Annotated in this window: 16 protein-coding genes; 4 read left to right on the top strand and 12 right to left on the bottom strand. The window is 65.9% G+C overall.

Going from position 1 to position 18,166, the window contains the following annotated elements; genetic code table 11:
• The first annotated feature begins 2 nt into the window (after positions 1-2).
• Genes JF543_RS07020 through JF543_RS07010 form a run of 3 tightly spaced genes read left to right on the top strand, consistent with a single transcriptional unit; the run spans position 3 to position 3,489 of the window.
• Positions 3-1,913 carry a glycosyltransferase gene (locus JF543_RS07020; RefSeq protein WP_179411292.1) on the top strand — a complete coding sequence of 637 codons (1,911 nt, stop codon included), beginning with the start codon at positions 3-5 and terminating at the stop codon, positions 1,911-1,913.
• Positions 1,910-2,869, top strand: a complete 960-nt coding sequence (locus JF543_RS07015) for a glycosyltransferase (protein ID WP_179411293.1) — start codon at positions 1,910-1,912, stop codon at positions 2,867-2,869. Before JF543_RS07020 ends, JF543_RS07015 begins: the two co-directional genes overlap by 4 nt.
• Positions 2,866-3,489 (top strand): hypothetical protein, encoded by a 624-nt coding sequence (locus JF543_RS07010; protein WP_206823468.1) that lies wholly within the window; start codon positions 2,866-2,868, stop codon positions 3,487-3,489. Before JF543_RS07015 ends, JF543_RS07010 begins: the two co-directional genes overlap by 4 nt.
• A gap of 30 nt (positions 3,490-3,519) precedes the next feature.
• Here JF543_RS07010 and JF543_RS07005 read toward each other — a convergent pair whose 3' ends face one another.
• The 7 genes from JF543_RS07005 to wecB all read right to left on the bottom strand — a co-directional run bounded on the left by JF543_RS07005 (position 3,520) and on the right by wecB (position 10,976).
• Entirely contained in the window at positions 3,520-4,257 is a 738-nt protein-coding gene (locus JF543_RS07005; RefSeq protein ID WP_179411295.1) for an ABC transporter ATP-binding protein, read from the bottom strand.
• On the bottom strand, positions 4,257-5,072 hold the full coding sequence (locus JF543_RS07000) for an ABC transporter permease (protein WP_179411296.1): 816 nt from the start codon (positions 5,070-5,072) through the stop codon (positions 4,257-4,259). Before JF543_RS07000 ends, JF543_RS07005 begins: the two co-directional genes overlap by 1 nt.
• A gap of 1 nt (position 5,073) precedes the next feature.
• Entirely contained in the window at positions 5,074-6,222 is a 1,149-nt protein-coding gene (gene glf, locus JF543_RS06995) for a UDP-galactopyranose mutase (protein WP_179411297.1), read from the bottom strand.
• Positions 6,223-6,309: 87 nt separating this feature from the next.
• Complete coding sequence (locus JF543_RS06990; protein WP_206823467.1) at positions 6,310-7,374, bottom strand: hypothetical protein; 1,065 nt, start codon at positions 7,372-7,374, stop codon at positions 6,310-6,312.
• A gap of 38 nt (positions 7,375-7,412) precedes the next feature.
• Positions 7,413-8,546 (bottom strand): glycosyltransferase, encoded by a 1,134-nt coding sequence (locus JF543_RS06985; protein WP_179411299.1) that lies wholly within the window; start codon positions 8,544-8,546, stop codon positions 7,413-7,415.
• Positions 8,547-8,555: 9 nt separating this feature from the next.
• The gene (locus tag JF543_RS06980) at positions 8,556-9,851 is read right to left on the bottom strand and encodes a nucleotide sugar dehydrogenase (RefSeq protein WP_206823466.1); all 1,296 of its coding nucleotides are present in this window, start codon (positions 9,849-9,851) and stop codon (positions 8,556-8,558) included.
• Between the two features lie 57 nt (positions 9,852-9,908).
• A complete protein-coding gene (gene wecB / locus JF543_RS06975) occupies positions 9,909-10,976 on the bottom strand; it encodes a non-hydrolyzing UDP-N-acetylglucosamine 2-epimerase (RefSeq protein ID WP_206823460.1) in 1,068 nt (355 codons plus the stop codon).
• A gap of 57 nt (positions 10,977-11,033) precedes the next feature.
• On the opposite strand from wecB, the gene JF543_RS06970 reads away from it, so the two are divergent.
• Positions 11,034-12,113 carry a glycosyltransferase gene (locus JF543_RS06970; RefSeq protein ID WP_206823457.1) on the top strand — a complete coding sequence of 360 codons (1,080 nt, stop codon included), beginning with the start codon at positions 11,034-11,036 and terminating at the stop codon, positions 12,111-12,113.
• Between the two features lie 23 nt (positions 12,114-12,136).
• On the opposite strand, the gene JF543_RS06965 is transcribed toward JF543_RS06970, so the two are convergent.
• Genes JF543_RS06965 through JF543_RS06945 form a run of 5 tightly spaced genes read right to left on the bottom strand, consistent with a single transcriptional unit; the run spans position 12,137 to position 18,162 of the window.
• Entirely contained in the window at positions 12,137-13,435 is a 1,299-nt protein-coding gene (locus JF543_RS06965; RefSeq protein WP_242519410.1) for a glycosyltransferase, read from the bottom strand.
• Complete coding sequence (locus JF543_RS06960; RefSeq protein ID WP_179409013.1) at positions 13,432-13,860, bottom strand: hypothetical protein; 429 nt, start codon at positions 13,858-13,860, stop codon at positions 13,432-13,434. Before JF543_RS06960 ends, JF543_RS06965 begins: the two co-directional genes overlap by 4 nt.
• Positions 13,857-15,185, bottom strand: coding sequence for a glycosyltransferase (locus tag JF543_RS06955; protein ID WP_206823452.1), 1,329 nt, complete (start codon positions 15,183-15,185; stop codon positions 13,857-13,859). Before JF543_RS06955 ends, JF543_RS06960 begins: the two co-directional genes overlap by 4 nt.
• A complete protein-coding gene (locus JF543_RS06950; protein WP_206823449.1) occupies positions 15,182-16,387 on the bottom strand; it encodes a glycosyltransferase in 1,206 nt (401 codons plus the stop codon). Before JF543_RS06950 ends, JF543_RS06955 begins: the two co-directional genes overlap by 4 nt.
• On the bottom strand, positions 16,384-18,162 hold the full coding sequence (locus JF543_RS06945) for an ABC transporter ATP-binding protein (RefSeq protein ID WP_206823446.1): 1,779 nt from the start codon (positions 18,160-18,162) through the stop codon (positions 16,384-16,386). The genes JF543_RS06950 and JF543_RS06945 overlap by 4 nt, the downstream gene beginning before the upstream one ends.
• Positions 18,163-18,166: the final 4 nt, after the last annotated feature.

Raw genomic sequence — 18,166 nt, 5'->3', positions numbered from 1 at the left:
ATGTGACTCACGTACTGCAGAACGTCGTCTTCCCCCTTGACAGGGACCCCGATCTGCTCCCCCTTTACGCCGATCCCGAGACCTGGTCCGTGATCGATGAGGAGCCGGTGCGTGTATCGAGCCGGGCGCAGCTGGGCAACATTCTCGATCGTCGCCGCGTGCGCATTGTGTCGGGGCGACGCGTATCGTTCGGCACCTACTTCAACGCCTTCCCCGCGTCGTACTGGCAGCACTGGACCAGCGTGCGCGAGGTCACCCTCACGGTGCGCACCTCGGGACCGGCGACCATCCTCGTGTACCGGTCGAACGGATCGGGCATCCGACAGCGCATCGACACACGCGAGGTAACCGGAGACGCGACGACCTCGATCCCCCTCGCGCTCACCGAGTACAGCGACGGCGGATGGGTCTGGTTCGACATCGTCGCCGATGAGAAGAACGCAACGCTCGAGGGCGCGGAGTGGACCACCGAGCAGGATCCGGCGCGCCACGGCAAGGCCTCGCTCGGAATCACCACGTACAACAAACCCGACTACTGCGTCGACACGCTGCGCGCGTTGTCGGATGCCACGGATCTGCTCGAAGTCGTCGACCGTGTCTTCCTGATCGATCAGGGCACGCAGCTCGTCGCAGAGCAGGACGGCTTCGACGAGGTAGCCGCGAGCCTCGGGGCGACGTTGCAGGTCATCCGTCAGCCGAACCTCGGCGGCTCCGGCGGCTTCGCGCGCGCCATGCACGAGACCCTGCAGCGTCCGGACAGCGACTTCGTGCAGCTGCTCGACGACGATGTGCTGATCGAGCCGGAGTCGTTGCGCCGCTCGGTGGTCTTCGGTCGTTACGCGACGACGCCCGTGCTCGTCGGCGGCCACATGTTCGATCTGCTCGATCGCCCAAGGCTGCACGGTTGGGCCGAGGTGGTCGACGAGCACCCGTTCATGTGGCGCAACCTGTACCAGGAGCGAATGCCGCACGACTTCGGTGTCGCGAATCTGCGTCAGTCGCCCCTGCTGCACATGCGCATGGACGCCGACTATAACGGCTGGTGGATGTGCCTGATCCCACTCGACGCGATCCGCAAAGTGGGCCTATCGCTGCCGGCGTTCATCAAGTGGGACGATGCCGAGTTCTGTCTGCGTGCAGGCGAAGCGGGGTTTGCCACGGTGTCGCTGCCCGGAGTAGCGCTGTGGCATGTCTCGTGGGTGAACAAGGACGACACCATCGACTGGCAGGCGTACTTCCACGCCCGCAACCGCATCGTCGCCGCTCTGCTGCACTCGAACGCCCCGCACGGCGGTCGGCTGTTGACGCACAGCCGCAGGGTAGATCTGAAGCACCTCATGATGATGCAGTACTACCCAGTGGCGCTGCGCGCGCAAGCCCTGCGTGACGTGCTGGCGGGGCCGGCCCATATGCGTGCCAATCTGGCCACCGCCATGCCCGCGGCGCGTGCACTTGCCGCCGGTTACCCCGAGACGGTGGTCCACCGCGATCCGAGCCGCGTGCTGCATTCTCGTCGGGGGCGCCAGGTGTACAAGCACACCAAGCAACACGAGTACGACAGCCCCACCGGCATGCGCCTGCGCTGGTTCACCCTGCGCACTCTGGTCACGCACTGGATGCGCCGCCCCGACCCCGCGAACGTCGCGCAGCCCGAGGTCGAGTTCGGCAAGAACGACGCGCACTGGTGGCGTGTACCGGCCTTCGACAGTGCGCTCGTCAGTTCTGCCGATGGTTCGGGCAAGAACGTGTACACGCGTGACCGGGCCAAGTACCGTCGGATGCTGATCGAAACGGTCAGGTTGCACCGAAGGTTGAAGCGGCAGTGGCCCCGCCTGCAGGCCGAGTACCGCAAGGCGCTGCCCGACCTCGTCTCGGAGGCGTCGTGGACGCAGATCTTCAAGGAGGACGCATGACTGCGGACCAATTCGACCCCCGGTCCGCAACGATCGTCATCGTGACGTACAACCGCTCACACTTGCTGAGCGGCCTGCTCACCAGCATCCGCGCGATGGACCCGAAGCCGGGCCGCGTCGTGATCATCGACAACGACTCCGCCGACGACACCACCGCGGTCGTCGAGGGCTTCCGCGCCGACATCGGCACCGAGATCGTCTACCGTCGCCTCGAGACCAACACCGGCGGATCCGGCGGATTCAGCGAAGGCATGCGCACGGCGTACGACCTCGGCTCGGAGTGGATCTGGCTGATGGACGACGACGTCGAGGTACTGCCCGACGGGCTGGCGAAGATGGGCCGCTGGTCACGTCGCTTCAAGAGCATCCAGGGCCGCCGCTATGACTACGATGGCAGCGAGTTCTACTGGCAGTACCGCATTGCCGAACGCATGGGAATCCCGATCCCATTCGCGCCGTCGAAGTTCGACGCCGCAGGCTACCGCGAGATGAACAGCGGCTGCTTCGAGGGCATGTTCATCCACCGCTCCATTGTGCAGCAGGTAGGACTACCCGACCCGCGCTTCTTCATCTACTGGGATGACCAGATGTACGGATGGCTGGCCTCTCGATTGACCACCGCCGTCATCGTCGACGAGTTCGTGCTGCGCCGCACGCGCGAGATCCGGCAGTGGGACATGGGAATACGCCACCTCAATGCGTCGAGCAACGCCTACCGGTACTACATCATGCGCAACCGCGCCTTCATCAAGCAGTACTATCGCGTACACGACAACTACAACCCGGTGTTGTTCGGTCTCGGCACCGCAGCGACGTTCTTCAAGGAGCTCATCCGGTTGGTGTTCGTCGAGCGCACCGTGCGTGGCACCAGTAACCTGTTCCGCGGGTTGCGCGACGGCGGCCGCATCGGCCGCGACCGCACGTGGCGGCCGATGCCTGCGCTGGAGACCGCATGAGCGAGCAGCAGCCGGAGTACGTCTGGGCATTTCCGCCAGAGAAGCGTCGCGGAGGCCGAAGCTGGCTGATCGGCGTACTCGTCGTCGCGGCAGTCGTGCTCGCCGGGGCCGTCGCTCTGATGCTGATTCGCCCGTGGAATGATGCCCCCGCACCGGCTGTGATGTCCTCCGTGACGCCGATGCCCACGCCAACCGCCTCGGAGTCTCTCACGCCGACCCCGATACCGACCCCGACGAGCACGCCGACGCCCCTTCCGACGGCTCCGCTCCCACCGCCGACGACAGCCGCTCCCCCGACACCTGCGGATCCCGAGCTGGGGGTCTTCCGCGGCAAAGTGCAACCGCTGCTGGACGATGCGGCTCGGGGCCTCTCCTTCGCCGGCGACTCCACAGGCGCAGAGGGTGTGCAGCTGGTCGATCAGCTGCAGGGTGACGCCGGGCGCATGTCGGATGCTGTCGCACCGCGTTCCATCGCGAACGAGTGGGCAGACCGTGTCAGCGCCTATGGTGCGGCGCTGGACAAACTGCGCGCGGCTTTCGAGACCGGGACCTCGACCGGATCCCCCCTTGCGGCAGCGGAGTCGGCTCAGAAGCGGCTGCAGCAACTCCTCGACCGCTGAGCCGCGCGATAGCGCGGCTCGAGCTGCGAATCACCCTCTGTTGTGGTCAGTGTTGTAGCGCTCGAGCACATCACCGATCGGACCGTCGAGCACGAGCTCTCCCTTGTCGAGGTAGAGTCCACGCTCGCAGAACCTGCGCAGGTCGCGTTCGTTGTGGCTGACGAAGAACAGCGTGCGTCCTGAGGCGAGTAGCTCGTCGATACGCGTATAGCACTTGTCGCGAAATGCCTTGTCGCCGACGGCCAGCACTTCGTCGACGAGCATGATCGGCTCATCGAGCTGCGATACCACCGAGAACGCCAGGCGCACCTTCATTCCGTTCGACAGGTGCTTGTAGGGCGTGTCCTGGAAGTCTTCCAGCTCGGCGAAAGCGATCATCTCGTCGTAGCGCTGAGCGACTTCAGCCTTCGACATGCCGTGCAGGCCCGCGGTGAGGCGCACGTTCTCACGCACGGTGAGGTCGCCAACGAAACCGCCCGTCAGCTCGATCAGTGGCGCGACGCCGCCGTTGACGCGCACGCCTCCTTCATCGGGCAACAGCACCTGGGCGACGAGCCGAAGCAACGTCGACTTTCCCTGCCCGTTGCGGCCGACCACGCCGATCGACTCACCGGGCGCGACAGTGAACGAGACATCGCGCAACGCCCAGAACTCCCCCGGCCGGGACCTGCGACTCACGCCGGCGAAGAGATCCTTGAACGTGCGGGAACCGCGGCGGTTGCGCCGGAAACGCACTCCGAGACCCTGCACTTCGATGGCAGCAGACATCACAGCTCCTTCAGGACGGGACGCTCCAGGGACCGGAAGACCCAGACGCCGAGCGCGAGGATGATCAGGCTCATCACAGCGCTGATGACCACGGGGGCCAAGTCCCATTGGCTGGGGAAGAACGCCATCCGGTACAGGGTCATGATGCCCGCGAGGGGATTGAACATTCCGATGGTCTCGAATGGGCCGGGCAGATCCTTGACGCTGTAGATGATCGGAGTGGCGTAGAACATGGCACGCAGGATGAGTGCCGTGGTGCGCTCGAGATCGGTGTAAAGCGCACACAGCGGAGCGACCAGCAACCCGAGGCCGATCAGCAGGGTGGCCTGTAGAATGATCGCGACCGGAAGCCAGAGCACGCCCCAGCTGATCTGCGCAATCTGGGCCGGATCGGTCTCTGTGAGTCGGTTGACCAGCACGAAGATCAGCAGAACCGGCATCGAGAAGACGAACTCGAGCCCTTTGCTGAGGACGATCCGGTTGACCCAGATCGATCGCGGTATCGCGGTCGAACGCACGAGTCGAGCATCTTTCTTGAATGCACGAGTGAAGTCGCCCACCGCGGAGTTGAACCACACCCACGGCAACAGCGCGCTGATCAAGAAGATGATGTAGGGCTGCTCACCGACCGTCCGCTGGAACACCTGGGTGAACACGAACCAGTAGATCGCGCTCATCACCAGGGGATCGAGCACCGACCAGAGATATCCGAGGGCGCTGGTCGAGTAGCGCACCTTGAGGTCTCGCGCCGACAGCAGCCAGAGCGAGTGGAAGTAGCGCCGGGTCGTCCCCGGCGCTCCTGCCGTAGTCGCCACCTCAGTCGCTCTCGCCGGCGAGCTGGTTGCGCCACATCGACAGCGCCGACCCGATGGCCATGTGCATGTCGAGGTACTGGTAGGTGCCGAGGCGTCCACCGAAGTGCACGTCGGCCTCGCTCTGCGCAAGTTCGCGGTAGGCAAGCAGACCTTCACGGTCGGCGGGGGTGTTCACCGGGTAGTACGGCTCGTCCTCGCGCTCGGCGAAGCGCGAGAACTCGCGCATGATGACGGTCTTGTCGCCGTTGAAGATCTCTTTGCGCTCGGGATGGAAGTGCTTGAACTCGTGGATACGCGTGTACGGCACGTCCAGATCCGGGTAGTTCATCACACTCGTGCCCTGGAAGTCACCCGTGTCAAGGACCTGCTGCTCGAAGTCCAGCGTGCGCCAGCTGAGCGCGCCCTCGGCGTAGTCGAAGTAGCGGTCGACGGGGCCCGTGTAAACCACCGGAAGCTGACCCACGGTGGCCTGTTTGTTCAACGGCTGCGACGTGTCGAAGTAGTCGACGTTGAGCTTGACGTCGATATTGGGGTGGTCAGCCATCCGCTCCAGCCACGCCGTGTAGCCATCGGTGGGCAGTCCCTCCCACGTGTCGTTGAAGTAGCGGTTGTCATACGTGTATCGCACAGGGAGACGACTCACGATATCGCCCGAGAGCTTATGGGGGTCGGTCTGCCACTGCTTTGCCGTGTAGTCACGGAAGAACGCCTCAAACAGCGGCCGCCCGACCAGCGCGATGCCCTTCTCCTCGAAGTTCTGCGCCGACTTGACATCGAATTCGCCCGCCTGCTGACGCACCAGCTCACGCGCCTGGTCGGGCGTGTACGCCGACTGGAAGAACTGATTGATCGTGCCGAGGTTCACCGGCATCGGGTACACGACGCCCTTGTGGGTCGTGTACACCCGGTGCACGTAGTCGGTGAAGGTCGTGAAGCGGTTGACATACTCCCACACCGTCGGGTTGGACGTGTGGAAAAGATGAGCGCCGTAGCGGTGCACCTCGATACCGGTCTCGGGCTCGGCCTCGCTGTAGGCGTTGCCGCCGATGTGGGGCCGACGATCGATGACGGTCACTTTGCGACCAGCAGCAGCGGCGCGCTCAGCGATGGTGAGGCCGAAGAAACCCGACCCTACGACGAGAAGATCCATGGCATCCATCGTATCGGCGGCAGGCTGGGAACTCGCGACAGTGGCGCGCGGCGAGGGAGCCCCGAGCCGACAGCGGAGCCGCTCCGCTCAGGGCGAGTACGGCGCACACACCAGCAGATATGCGCCATACCAGGCCGAGACCAGTGCCAGAGCGGTGATGATGATCAGACAGGTGCCGCGGCGTGCGCGCGCCAGCCCCATCGCGACGGGGATCAGCAGCGTGAAGGCGGGCACGAGCAGCCGCGCCTTGGACTGGTAGTAGCCGGCCGTTCCGACGGTCATGAACAGCACCAGCACACCGTAGAGCTGGAGCTCCCATCGAACCCGCTCGACTGCTGAGATCGCGACCAAGCCGATCGCCGCGGCGAGCACCGCCGAGACCATCATCAGCTGGAGCGTGGTCTGACCGTCCAGCAGGCCCGCGAATGTGCGCATGGTGTACAGACCGCCGTCGAAGGAGGCGCCCCATCCTCGTTGCACGGCCAGCCAGCCGTCGATGCCCCCGGTCCGGGCGGCGACCCAGGCGATGTATCCCAACCAGCCCAGCGGCGAGATCGCACCGCCCACCCATGCCCGCCAGGAGCGGCCCCGTAGCCGCACGAGTTCGGCGATCGCAGCGATCCCGACGACAGCGATGAGTGCCATCGCTGTCGGGCGCGTGAGCCCCGCGAAGAACGTGAGTGTCCCCGCCAGCACCCATTGCCTGCCGAGCAGCGCGAACAGCGCCCACGCCGCGAGGGCGGTGAAGGTTGTCTCGGTGTACGCCATCGACTCGGTCACACCGTGCGGCAGGGCGCCCCAGAGCACAGCGAGCGTGGTTCCCGTGCGGGCATCACCCAGCCGTCGTCCGATGGCATACAGCGCGATCGCACATGCCGCACCGGCAGCCCAGCTCACGATCAGGCCCGCTGCGGGTACGCCGACCGCACCGCCGATCAGGCGCACCAGCATCGGGTAGAGCGGGAAGAAGGCGAGGTTGCTGGGGACGACGTCACCGCCGTCATAGCCCTCGGCCGCGATGCGCAGTAGATGCCCCGCGTCGTAGCGAGCGGTCAGGGAATGCCACAGCTCGGGCCAGGATCGGCCGAGCGCCCACCAGAGCGCTACGACGCCGAGGATCCGAATGGCGAGGTAGCCGGCCAAGGCCGGCATGGCGCCCCGGAGGGCTGCCCGGAAGGACGACGCCGACATCATCCCTCGACGCCGGACGGGGTCGTTGCCGCCGCGGTCTCCTTCAGGTCGCGTCCGGTTCGGTCGGAAGGACGCGGCCGGTAGACCACGAGCGAATGGAAGACGAACCGCACGATGAAGGCGACGGCCAGCGTGGCAGCTGTGGCCAGCGCCGCGGAGATGTGCCAACTCTCGACCAGCAGAGCCATCACGGGGATCCTGATGATCGCCTCGGTGTTGTTGAACAGGAATGACTGGCTGAACCGACGCCAGAACGACGCCGCCTCGGCCTTCAGTTCGGAGAACACGTAGCGGTCGAGGATGAGGAAGTTCCCGACGATGGTGATCTCGGCGCCGACGATCGCGGCCCACAGGTAACCGACGTCGAGGGCGGTGAGCAGCCAGACGATGAAGACGTTGACGACCGCGCCGATCCCACCGACGAGCGCGAACGCCGGCATCTTGCCGAAGCGCAATGACGAGAGCTGACGCAGGAATCGGATGCCCTGCTTCAGCGACGCCTTAGATTCTCCCGCGTTCCGATCTGCGAAGTCGAAGGAGACCTCGGCGATGCGCAGCGTGTGGCGGGCGAGGATCTCAAGGAGGATCTTGAACCCCTGCGGACGCAGCAGGCTGCGATCGATGCTCTTCAGGTCCACCAGGAAGAACCCGGTCATCGGATCACTGCAGCCGTACAGGCGCCGCGGGAACATCGCCTTCGTGAGCAGCGTCGATCCACGGGACACTGCGACCCGCGTGAAGCCGGCCAGCCCGGCGGCGGAGCCCTCGCCGGCGTAGCGCGAAGCGACCACCACATCGGTCTCGCCCTGGTCGTAGCGTCCGATCAGCTGCGGGATGACCTCGGGCGGATGCTGCAGATCGCCGTCCATGACGATGCAGACATCCGACGTCGCGGCATCGAAGCCGCACAGCACCGCACCACCCAGCCCTCCGGTGGCCTCCTCACGGTGCAGCAACTGCACGTGTACGTCCGCTTCGGCTGCGATCCGCTCGATCTCAGCGGGCGTGTCGTCAGTGGAGTCGTCGACGAAGATGATCTCCGCGATGTGCGGGAGAACGCTGAGCCGCGCCACGAGGGGTGCGACGTTCGGCCCCTCATTGTAGGTGGGGACGATGACGGAGACGGCGACCAAGAGCTCGGCTCAGCCGGCGGTGCCGACGACGATGCGGGGGGTGCCGGCCCACAGGCCTGCGTCGCTGGCGTTGCGCCCGTCGACGAGCAGCTTCACCCCGGGGATGTCGGCCGGTGTCAGGGTCTTGTAGTCGGCGTGGTCGGTCTGCAGGATAGCCAGGTCGGCGGCCCCGCCGATCGCGTACGGCTCGAAGCCGAGACCGCGCAGCTCGTCGTCGGTGTACAGCGGGTCGTGCACGAGCACCTCCGCACCGCGCGAGCGCAGCGCGTCGACGGTCGGGAAGACGCCCGAGAACGCGGTCTCCTTCACTCCCCCGCGGTACGCCGCTCCCAGCACCACTGCCCGCCGGCCGGTGAGATCCCCCAGGATCCCCTCGGCCTGGGCGACCAGACGCTCCGGCATCGACGCGTTGAGCTGACGGGCGACGCGCACGATGTCAGCGTCGGGGTCCGTCGACAGGTACAGCCGCGGGTACACCGGGATGCAGTGTCCGCCGACGGCAATGCCGGGACGGTGGATGTGACTGTAGGGCTGCGAGTTGCATGCCTCGATCACCTTGTACACGTCGATGCCGTGCGATGCCGCAAACAGGCCGAACTGGTTCGCCAGCCCGATGTTCACGTCGCGGTAGGTCGTCTCGGCAAGCTTCGCCATCTCGGATGCCTCGGTCGAGCCGAGGTCCCACACGCCGTTCGGCTGCGCGAGGTCGGGGCGCTCGTCGAACTGCAGCACCGCCTCGTAGAACTCCCGCGCCCGTCGGGTGCCCTCATCAGAGAGCGCGCCGATGAGCTTGGGGTACTTGCGCAGGTCTTCGAAGACCCGGCCGGTCAGCACTCGCTCGGGCGAGTAGACCACATGGAAGTCCACGCCCTCGGTCAGGCCCGACCCCTCTTCGAGCATCGGCCTCCAGCGCGTACGGGTCGTGCCCACCGGAAGGGTGGTCTCGTACGAGACCAGCGTGCCCGGAGTGAGGTGCTCCGCCAGCGACTTCGTCGCGGCGTCCATGTACTTGAAATCCGGCTCCCAGGTCTCATCGTTCACGAACACCGGCGCCACAAGCACCACGGCATCAGCACCCGGAATCGCCTCCGCGTAGTTTGTCGTCGCCCGCAGCCGCCCCGCGGGGATCAACTCCTCCAGACGCTCCTGCAGCTCCGCCTCGCCCGGGAACGGCTCCCGGGCGGCGTTGATCGAGTCCACCGCCTTCTGATTGACGTCCACCCCGATCACCTCATGACCAGACGAAGCGAACTGGACAGCAAGAGGCAGGCCGATCTTCCCAAGGGCCACAACAGCGATACGCATGATCCCTATTCTACGGTTCTCGCGGTGCCCGGCCTCTCAGCCGCGCTTCGGCTGCGATCAGCGCTGCCAGGCGAACAGCGCCTGGACGACGCGATCGGCGGCGTGGCCGTCGCCGTACGGCGCGGCATCCGCGGGCGCGGGAATGGGGCGGGTGACCCCCGCAGCGATCTCGGCCGCCGTGTTCGCCAGCACATTCCAGCCCAACTCCACCGTCTCGACCCACTCCGTCTCGGTGCGCACCGTCGTGCACGGCACCCCGAGCAGGAAGGCCTCCTTCTGCAGGCCGCCAGAGTCCGTCACCACCCCAGCACTAGACAGCGCAGCTGCGATGAGCTCCGGGTATGCCAGTGGCGCGTGGGCAATCAGCGCCCCCTGAGTGAGCGCGATGCCGTGGCTGGCAGCCTTCGCGACCAACCGAGGGTGAGCCAGCAGGATCACCGGCTTGGCGAGTCCGGCGAGTCCGGCGACCACCTCTGCGAGGCGCGCCGGGTCGTCGGTGTTCTCTGCCCGGTGAATGGTGGCCACGTAGTAGCCGCCCGGTTCCAGGTTCAACTCCTCCAGGAGCACGGAGCGAGTGTCGCCGACCTGATCGCGCACCTCGAACAGAACGTCCGTCATGACGTCGCCGACCAGGACGGTACGGGCGGCGAGGCCTTCGGTAGACAGGTGTTCTACGGCGACCTGGGTCGGCGCAAGCAACACGTCGGCGGCATGGTCAGTCATGACGCGATTGTGCTCCTCGGGCATGGCCCGGTTGAAGCTCCGCAGCCCTGCCTCGAGGTGAGCCACCGGAATGTGCAACTTCACAGCACTGAGCGCCGCGGCCACCGTCGAGTTGGTGTCGCCGTAGACGAGCACCCAGTCCGGGCGGTGCTCGTCGAACACTGCGTCTAGGGCGGCGAGCATAGCGCCGGTCTGGACGCCGTGCGAGCCGCTGCCCACGCCGAGGTGCACGTCGGGCGTGCCGATACCGAGGTCCTCGAAGAAGACGTCGGAGAGCATCGGGTCGTAGTGCTGACCCGTATGGACGATGACATGCTCGACCCCGGCGGCGACAGCCGCCTTGTGGATCGGAGCGAGCTTGACGAACTGTGGGCGAGCACCCACCACACTGACGATCTTCACAACGACCAAGTGTACGTATCGGACGGCCGGCATACACACACTCGGTATCGTTGACCGGTGCGCATCCTCATCGTCACTCCGTGGTTTCCGACGTCGGATCTTCCCGAATCCGGCATCTTCGTCGCGCGGGAGGCGGAGGCACTCGCGGCCGAGCATGACGTCACGGTTGTTCATTTCGACGCGATCGGGATTCCTGGGGAGTCCGTCATCCCTCCCGGCGTGGGCGTCTCCCGCGAGTTTGTGCGGCTCTATTCCCCGGCGTCGCTACGACGTGCTCGCAAGCTGGTGAACCAGGCGGCACGCGATGCTGATGTCGTCCACACGCATGCGCTTCCCGGACTCCTGCCATGGATCGTAGGGCGTCCGTCGAAACGCCCTTGGGTGCACACCGAACACTGGTCGGGTCTGACGTCGCCGGAAACGTTGCCCCTGGCCCAGCGCGCCGTCCGACAAGCGCTGCTGCCGATCCTGCGCCGGCCCGACGTAGTCATCACCGAATGCCAGCGTCTTGCAGACGCCGTTCGCCGCCACAGAAAGGGGCGAGTCGAGCTTGTGCCCTGCATTGTCGACAGCATCACTCCACCGGATCGGCCAGCAGCCGATGAGGTGCTAAGGATCGTGTCCGTCGGCGGACTCATCCCCCGCAAGGGGCCAGGTCTCGCACTAGATGCGGTGAAGGTCCTGCGCGATCGCGGAACTGACGCGCGCCTTACCTGGGTGGGCGACGGCCCCCAACGTCAGGATCTGGAATGTCAGGTTGCTGCCGAAGGACTGGAGTCGTCCGTCACCTTCACCGGAAGCCTTCCCTCTACCGGCGTGTCCGACGAGCTCGCCAAGGCGACGCTGTTCCTCCTTCCAACGCAGGGTGACAACTTTTGCGTCGTGACAGCCGAAGCCCTCGTGCACGGACGCCCCGTCGTCAGCGGCGCGAACACCGGAGCTGTGGACTACTGCGCACCCTCGGTAAGCGTCTTCGTCGAGGAGCAGACCGGCATCGCCTATGCCGATGCCGTGGCAGCACTGCACGCGAAGACCGCAGAACTCGCAAGTGAAGACGTCGCCGCGACGGTGCGTGGTTTGTTCTCAGCGGAGCGCGTGCGCAGCCTCCTCGGGTCGATCTACTCCACCGTCGACTGACCAGTCAGCGGGCACACATCTGCTCACGGGCGCAACGCATCAATGCGGGGCGCCAGTTGCGCCGTCCTCGAGTAACGTGCGGCTGCGTTCTGCGCGGCCCGGCGCTCTTCCACAGTCTGCGAGGCAGCCATACGTGCCGTCTCCTCCAGCGCGGTGGCGATCGCCGCGGGTGTGACCGCATCGATGGGCACATGCACGGGCGTCCCCTTCAGCACGTCGGTCGCAGCGTTGCCCGGATCGTGGATCGCGGCGATGGGAAGGCCGGTGGCGGCGTACTCGTAGACCTTGCCGCTCGTGACATACCTACCGGTTCCCAGCGCCAGCACCAGTGCATCGAAGCCCTCGTAGGCGCGCGCGATGTCGGCCTTGCTAACCGGCCCGGCATAGGTGATGCCGAGTCCCCGCGCCCTGTCGAGGTCCGCCTGCAGTCGCTCACTGACGGTACCGAAATGTCCGAGGTATCCGCGCAGCTCCAGACGCGCGGTCGCCATGTCGCCCCCGCGCTCCCGCGCGATCGCCCAGCCGTCCACCAGCTCGCGGAACGGCACCTTGTCGGTGATCGTACCGATGTACCCGAACACCAGGCCGGCATCGCGTCCGGGACGAACAGGCACGGCCAGGGAGTCGCCGTATTCCTCGAACCCGTTCGCGACAACCTTCATCCGAGAGGCGGACTCGGGATGCTTCGCCTCGTGCCATTGACGGATCGGTTCGTTGACGAACCAGATCTCGGCCGCGTCAGCCATGAGGCGCGCTTCCCAGCGATCGACGATTGGTAGCGCGGTGATCAGCTTGCGCCCGGTGAAGACATCAAGCTGCCAGGCGTCGCGGTAGTCCATGACATAGGGCACGCCGAAACGTCGATGCAGGTGCCAGCCTGGAATGAAGTCGACGTGCGGGTTGGCGGTGCCGATGGCCAGATCGACCCGGTGCTCACGGTGGATGCGCTCAGCGGCGCGCTCCAACGAGGGGCGCCAGCGACCGTAGTTGGGTTCAGGGAAGTGGAGGAAGTCACGGCGGAGGTCGGCCAGCTTGAACAGTTCCGTGTGTCGTGCCCGCGACCAAGGCCAGCGACCGATGTCGTTCTGGTAGGCAGGCACATTCGGCTCATCGCGCACGACAACGACACCGGGGCGCACCTGTTCCTCCAGCCGGAAGTCCGCGCCCGTGGAGTCGACGAAGATCGACCGTGGCACCGTGAGCACGGTCACGTCCCAGCCGGCGTCGACGAAGGCGTTCACGGTCGCGAGAGCTCGGTAGACGCCGCCGGCCCGGCTAGGCGGGAAGCTCCAAGCCGTGTAAAGCAGGTGCGGACGGGTCATGCGGATGCTCGCTCGATCGCTGCCCGCGCGGCCGGGTAGCCGAAAACGGATCCCACCTGACGACCGACCTTCGCATGTGCGCGATGCCACCTCCAGGCTGCGTAGGCGGCATCCCGTTCGGAGGCCACAAGCAGGTCAGCGTCACGGATGGCCTTGCGAGCCACGTCAGAGGCCTGCGTAGCGCGCCAGTAGACCACCCCGGGATCAAGCGGGGTCAGCCGGAGCAGCACGCGCCCTAGCATCGTCCTTGCCGCGGCGGCGGTCAGCTTTGCTCGCCACCCACCGGGGCGCTGCAAGGGGACAACTGTGCCGACGACCTCGGGCGAAGACTCGAATCCGAGGACGCTCACTTGAGAGTCCGTCGGGATCATCGGCAGTGCCGAAGCATCGTACCCACCTCCCGGAGCAAGGATCACGATCTTCACTTCGACTTCCTTTCGTTCACGAACGCCGTCAGTTCGCGGACACCTTCTGCGAGTTGCGCGCCCCGTTCCCACTGGGCACCCCACGCGATCGTCGCATCGCGTTCCGCTGGGGACTGCTCACGCGCACGTCGAGCGGTGCGAATGAACGCGTCGGCGATGTCCTGGGCCTCCAGAGAAGTGCTGGCCTCCCAAGCGGGCGAGGTTCGCATGATGTCCGTCGCCGCGCTGTCCGGGTCGTGGACGGACACGACAGGGAGTCCGGTAGCAGCGAATTCGAAGACTTTACCACTGGTGACACCGGGCCCGCTCGCGAGCGCGAGCACCAGGGCGTCGAATTGCGCGTAAGTATCGGCAAGGTCGGATTTGGCGACCGGGCCTCGGTAGACCACGTCGTCGATGGACGCCGCGTCGAGGAGCGATTGAAGTTGCGGGCTCGCCACCCCGGTGCGGCCGAGGTGGCCACGCAGAATGAGTCGTGACCTGGCCATCAGCTGGTCTTGTGAGCGTGCCAGAGACCAACCGGCGAAAAGAGCTTCGGCGGGGAACTGCCCGAAGTTGATGGTGCCCACGTACCCGAAGGTGAGCCCTGCCTCGGCGTCGATCCTCCGGTAAGGAACCGCGGGTGAGCGTCCGTCGACGAGGTCGAACCCGTTAGAGACGACGCGCATGCGTTCGGAGACACTCGGGTGACGTTCCGCATGCCAGCGCCGGATGGGCTCATTGACGAACCAGACACGGTCGGCGGAGAGGAGAAGCTCTCGCTCGACCTTGCGTTCGGCTTCTGAGGCGTCCGTACGATCGTTGCCGCTAAAGACGTCGACGGTCCAAGCGTCCCGGAAATCCATCACTGTTGGCACTCCGAAACGCTGCTTGAGGTGATGACCGGGTGTGAAGTCGACATGGGGATTGGCGGTGCCGAGCGCGAGGTCCACCGCACGCTCGCGGTGCACGTTCTCCGCGGCACGTTCGAGCTCACGGCGCCACAAACCGAAGCCCGGCTCAGGGAAGCTCCTGCGTTCTCGGGTGAGCCGCAAACCGTTCCACAGCTCGGGCTGGCGCGCTCGCATCCACGACCACTCGGAGACGTCCAGGTCGTACGCCTGCGAGGCGAACGGCACCTCGACGATGCGAACGGCAGTCGCGAGACCCGCAGCGGCGCTCTCGTCGATCAGTGCCTGACGAGCAAAGGTCTCCCGCGGGGCGGTGAGGACGGTGACATCCCAGCCCCCCGCGACGAAGGCTCTCGCTAGGCCGGCAGCACGGTGAACTCCACTGGTCCGCGCCGGCGGGAACGCCCATGCGGTGAGAAGGAGGTGTGGTTTCATGCCGTTGCCCCAAGGAACGGTGCGAGCACACGAGCGGCGAGATCGCCGTTATGCACCGCATCCACGAACTCTGGGCCGCGGGCCGCGATCTCCTGGTAGTGTTCGCGGTTCTTTCGCACATCGCGCAGCACCGCGTCAAGCGTGTCGGGCGTCGCGGAAACGACCGGGATCTCCAGGCCCGTGATCTCGCGGACATGATCGCGCACCTGTTCGTGCACGTGGGCGATCACGAGGCGCCCTGCGGCCATGGCCTCGACGGCGGTCACGGAGTACATGCCGAGCGCGAACTGCTCGAGGACGATGTCGGCGTCTGCGTACAGGGCGGGCATCTCAGCGGCCGGGACCTTGATGACGCGGCGGTAGTCGATCAGCCCCTCGCCGTGCAGCGCATCGACGACCGGCTCGATGCGATGGGTTCCCTTCACTTGCGGGTTGGTGGGTGCGTGCAGCACGACCGGCACCTCGCGGCTGAGCACCGGCGCGGACGTCACCCAGCGATCTGCGTGCACGACCACTGGCAACCATGTGGCGTCCGGTCGATCCAACACCATCTCGGGAGTGGACACGAAGACAGGGGCACCGACCCGATCGAGGACCGCATGGTTCGCGCGGGCACGTGCCTCCAACGACGCGACCCAATCCGGATCCGCGTCGTGGAAGGGCGAGTAAGGGTCGATCTCGCGGTGGCGTGATGGCAATCGGATGTCGGTGCCATGGCAGATCATGCCGACATTGACGCCATGCCGTCGAAGCCACCTCGCCTCTCGAGTCACGATCTTGTCGTTTGCGGCACCGAAGAGCGCTCGTTCGGCTTCGTAGAGTACGTGGGTGAATCCTGCCCCCACGGCAGCACGCTGTCGAACACCCCAGCGACGTGAGAACGACCAGATCGACTCGGGCACCGCGTAGTCCGCGGGGAATCCGTAGTCCGCACGGCTCCGATACTGCATGTTCAGCGCGGCAACCCCGTCGAGTCGCTCAGCGGCACGTGCCCATGCGTGACCCTGCCCGGCGAAGTTCGCGGGGCCGATCATCACCCGAACGTTCCCTTCGGGCGGCTGAATCGGATCGGGGATCGCGGCGGGATCATAGCGATCCTGCTCAGCCAGGGTGAGAACGGACAGTCGATCGGGCAGCCGCGCCTTTGCGAGGCGGAGTGCGATCCGTGCCTTGGACGTCAACGACGCGACGATGCGGCTCACGCGAGCCCCGCGAGTCGAGCCTGTACGGCGAAGTCGTCACTGAGCGCCACAACCTCGTCGAATGTCCCCGCGGCGGCGACGCCGCCGTCTTTCATGAAGACGATCTGGTCGAAGTTGCGGATGGTCGACAGTCGATGAGCAACAGCGATGACCGTGACCTCGCCGTGGAGGTTGCGAATCGCCTCGCTGACATCGGCCTCGGTCTTTGTATCCAGCGCGCTCGTCGCTTCGTCGAGGACGAGCACGAGAGGCTCCGCGTAAAGGGCGCGCGCGATGCCCAAACGCTGGCGCTGTCCGCCGGAGAGCGTCAGACCGCGCTCTCCGACCCGCGAGTGCAAGCCGCCGTCGCGCTGGGCGATCACGTCCCACAGCTGCGCCCTACGGGCCGCCCGCTCCGCACGTTCGAGATCTGCATCGTCGCCCCAGGTCAGTGCAATGTTCTGAGCGATGGTGCCGTCGAAAAGCGTCACATCCTGGGGTACATACCCGACATGGCGCCGCCAGGCGGCGAGCACTTCCTCCAGAGGCTGGCCGTCGATATCGATCGTCCCGTCCGTCTGGGTGATGAGTCCGAGGAGCAGGTCGACGAGCGTGGACTTACCGGCACCCGAGGAGCCTGCGATGCCGACCGTTCCCCCCATCGGCACTGTCAGGCTGACGTCGGCCACGGCAGGGACCCCGGAGCCCGGGTAGGTGAATCCGACGTCCGCCAGGGACAACACGCGCGGCTGTGCCGGGAGCGGCTTCTGCCCCAGCTGTTCCTGCTCACGCAGGTACACCTCACTGGCATCGATGTCACCGATAACGGCATCCACGTACGGCGCGGCCGTGACCGTCCTGGTGATGACGGATTGAAATCCGGTCAGCGCGGGGACGAGTCGGAATCCGGCAATACCGAAGAGGGCGATCGCAGCGATGGCACCCTCGATCCCGTCAACGACGAAGGCAACGCCTCCGGTGAGCAGGAATCCGCCGATGATGGCCGAGTCGAAAACGAAGCGCGGCACGGCTGACAGGAAGCTGACGTTGGCTCGCGCACGTGCGGTGAGGGCGCGTTGGTTCCGGACAACCGTCTCTACTTCGCCGGCCTTGCCACGCAGCGTGATCTCCTTCAGCGCAGCGACCATACCCGAGATCAACGCGGCCACACGTAGCGCCGAGTCACGGGCGACGCGGCCCGCTTGGCGGGTCTTGCTGCCGAGGACGGCGTACTGCAACATCGCGATTCCACCGAGGTAGACCACGGTGATGAGTGCGGTCAGAGGCTGGGCGAAAACGATGACCCCTGCCACACCGAGAGAAGTGACGACGAGGCCGGGCAGGGTCGTGACCGGCAGGAGGAATCCGGCGACCACGTTCGCGATACCGGTGTCTGCCATCTGCACGATCTGCGCCGTGTTCCGTCCAAGGCGTTCGGTCCACGGAGCACGGATGTACGCCGAGAAGAGACGCTCTCCGATAGCAAGCTCGTATGACGCGAAACGACGCGTTGCCACCCACTGCAAGCCGACGTTGGCTGCCGACTTCGCCACTACGAGGACGGACAGCACGGCAATCAACCACGGCAGACTGTCTGGGGGGAGCTCACCGACCACCGGCAACGAGACGGCGTTGCCCGCGGCGGCCGCCGCGAGCACGAGCGCGAGGAGCATGAGAGCGATCACGTCAATCACCGAGAGCAGTGCGGTCAGCGCACCGTAGCCGATGAGGAAGCGGCGCGCGTTCGCCGGCAAGTACGGCATGAGCCGTCGGAGCGTGGTGAGGATGAGCTTCATGAAC

This window comes from Microbacterium esteraromaticum (assembly GCF_017303215.1).
Classification (GTDB): Bacteria; Actinomycetota; Actinomycetes; order Actinomycetales; family Microbacteriaceae; genus Microbacterium; species Microbacterium esteraromaticum_C.
The sequence above is the reverse complement of the archived record's forward strand: the minus strand, read 5'-3'. Positions and strand labels throughout refer to the sequence as shown.